The organism is Okeania sp. SIO2F4 (assembly GCF_010672385.1).
Taxonomy (GTDB): Bacteria; Cyanobacteriota; Cyanobacteriia; order Cyanobacteriales; family Microcoleaceae; genus Trichodesmium.
The window spans coordinates 1-3,208 of record NZ_JAAHGT010001051.1 but is presented as its reverse complement, the minus strand read 5'-3'; the positions used below and the strand labels follow the sequence as shown (position 1 = coordinate 3,208).

Annotated in this window: 2 protein-coding genes; both read right to left on the bottom strand. The window is 34.6% G+C overall.

Annotation, left to right across the window (positions count from 1 at the left end; translation table 11 throughout):
* Positions 1–584 (bottom strand): DUF2079 domain-containing protein (locus F6K22_RS36920; RefSeq protein WP_293109705.1); only part of this gene is annotated, 584 nt, incomplete at its 3' end.
* Between the two features lie 692 nt (positions 585–1,276).
* Positions 1,277–2,764 (bottom strand): DUF2079 domain-containing protein, encoded by a 1,488-nt coding sequence (locus F6K22_RS36915; protein ID WP_293109703.1) that lies wholly within the window; start codon positions 2,762–2,764, stop codon positions 1,277–1,279.
* Positions 2,765–3,208 lie beyond the last annotated feature (444 nt).

Here is a 3,208-nt window from a genome sequence, read left to right as displayed (position 1 = left end):
TCATAAAAGTATAACCAAAAACCCATAGCAGCGACAGGTAAAGATAAAGCATCTTTACAACCTAAAACCCAAAGAATAGCTAAACAAAACCAAACAGTTTTATCTAATTTGGCTGCTAAAATTGCTCCTAATATTGCTGGTAATGCCATTACCTCTGGATGAAAATCAAATAAATTGAGATTAAACACCACTGGGTATAGCAAATAGACTATTACTATAGCTAAAGCTTGTTGTTTATTTAATCCTGAATAACGGGCTAAACTCCAAGTAGGTAAAGTTCCTATTGCTAAACAAATTGCTTGTATTAGTAATAGCCAATAAACTGAAGGATAAATTTTATAAAGTAATGCCACGGGATACATTGCCCAAGCAGCATGATTACCTAAATGATGTATGTCTAAAAAGGAAGAAATGGGAGGTAAATTTTGACTTATTAAATAGGTAACTTGGTCATAAATTCCCATTTCAAAAGCACTAGATTGAAATAATAAATGACGCACACTGCTACAGATAAATAAAATTATGGCAGCAATGATAGTTATTTGAAGTAGAAAATCGGATTTTAATCGTTTGAGAATTACCATTTTTTAGCAGGAAGTATTAGTCGCACGTCTAGCTTTAGAATGTGGGTAGTCTGAGCAAATGAAGACCTCTCCCCCAACCCCTCTCCTACAAGGAGAGGGGAGTTTCTCCCCCAACGCTAGCAGGGAAGGGAGTTGGGGGGTTAGGTTTTTTAACCCACAATTTTAATCTAGACACGCCAGTAGTATGAGAAAATTTTGAAAAATATAGACTAGCACTACGGACAAGTCATAACTCAGAAGGAATTCCTGAATCAAAGGAATTAATAATGCTTTAAGAGTTTAAACCTGGTATCCTCATTTCTACTTTTTCCGTCTTCGTACAATAGCTCGGTAAATCAAAACATAAATGACCAAAATCAAAAAGAAAATGACGAACAAAAGTCTTAAAGGGGGGATAAAGATACCAAGCAATATTGTTATAATAATAGCAAATGAATAATTAAAACTATCTCCAGTTAGGGTTTGCGTATGGAAAGTCTTTTGGTAAGGGTAGGAGTCAGGATAAATAGAAATTACAGGGAAGGTAGGAGAAATAATTATCTCTTGCTTTTTCTGTGATTTTTCTCCCCCAAAAATTCTATCTTTATCATGGAAAAATTTGGCAATTAAATTTAAAAATAACACAGTAGTTTTGCTCCTTTTATATTAGTTGTTTCCCAAATTACTACTCCCTACTCCCTACTCCCTACTCCCTACTCCCTTCTTCCAAATACTATTACATCGTTTTCTTGATAATTTAATTCCCATTCTTGGTTATTTTGGAGATATTTAGACAGAATAATACCAGCCTCTTCAGTATCCGGCCAAGGATGACGTAAATTCAAAACTACATAATCAAATTCATCTAAATTATCTGGTTGTGTTTGATTCAATAACTTTACCATTGAACGATGAGTAAAATGGGGTGCTAATCGATTATCTGTGAGTACCCCTCCTTTAGTTTTGATGTAAGTAATTGCATTATTTGTGGCTTGCCAAGTATCAAAACTACCCACATAAGAAAATAAACTTGCTAAATTACCAAATAAGAGAAATATTAAAGTAGACCACAAAATAATTATGCGGGGATATTGAAAATTTGGTATTGGTAATCTCAGATTAAATTTGGGAATTTCTAACTTAATAATCCAACTTGATTCTATCTGAATATTCTGATTTTCTGTTGGAGAAGCTGCTGCTAAACAGGAAATTACTGTTAATAATAAAAAACTAATTGCAGGTAATGAATACTGATAATCTAAACTTCTCTGAAATGAGACTTCAGACAAAACATTCAACATAATTGTGGGAATAGTTGGAATTAGAGGGATAAGATTAGGTAAGATAGCTTGATTTCTCTGAAGCAGTGGAAATATTCCCCAAATTACAGGTAAAAATAACACAAAAATATATTTGATAGTTTCAAAAGATAATATTTTCCCTAACACTGCTCCTGGTTGTAGCAAAATATTAAAAATAATTCCCACAACCGAATCTCCCAGATAACTATAACGACCAACTCCAGCTACTTCTTCACCACTGAAAAAAGGAATTATTCCTTGAGTGACAACTATAAACCAAAAAATACCTAAACAAAGAGCAATTAAACCGCAAAACTTACGCTTTTCAAAACCTAGTAACCATAAACCAATAAAAGCTACAGTCAATGATAAAACCGCTTTACAACCTAACACCCAAACAATAGCAATACAAAACCAGAAAATACGTTTCAGTCTAGCTGCTAAAATTGCCCCTAAAATAGCAGGTAAAGCCATAACTTCCGGATGAAAATCAAATAAATTGATATTAAAAATTACCGGATATAAAAGATAAGAAATAGCGATCGCTACTGCTTGTCCTCGATCTAACCCCGCAAGTCTGGCCAAACACCAAGTAGGCCAACTTCCCAAGGCTAAACATACAGCTTGTAGTAAAAGTAGCCAATGGACATCAGGATAAATCATATAGAATAATCCTAGAGGATAGACAGCCCAAGCTGCATGATTTCCCAGATGGTGATACCCCAAAAAAGAAGAAATGGGAGATTCTCCTTGACTAATCAAATATACAACTTGGTCATAAATACCCAAGTCAAATCCTGTAGAGTAGAACAAGGCATGGCGTAAACTACTACAGATAAATAAAACTAATGCTGCTATAATAACAAGCCTACTCACAACAGGCGGTGGCAAAAGCGTCATATTTTTAAATCCCACATTCCGCACGTCAATTTGTAACAGAAAAAGTAGCACAAAGCACAAAAACTGGCGATTCTCTAAGTATTTATGTGAAGTGAATTTAGAATTTGGAATTTAGAATTCAGAAGGCGTAATGTCGTGTCAAGCCTTAAATGTTACTTTAGAAAAATGGTACGATGCGGATTTTTCAACGCTTTTAGTCAAAAATCTATTGCACTATTTTAACCTTGACATGACACTTAAAATAGTGCATTAGCTTTTTTCATAATCACCCCATCACCCCATCACCCCATCACCCCATCCCCCCATTTTCTAATGCACACCCATTAGCTGTGTCAGTCTAGTAGATTAAATCTTATTTTTTTCCCCTTTTTCAACAAGTATGGAGAGCGTCGTGGAGGGAAAAAGAGTAGAACTCGGTGGTTCCCGTATCATTAAAAAAAAAAA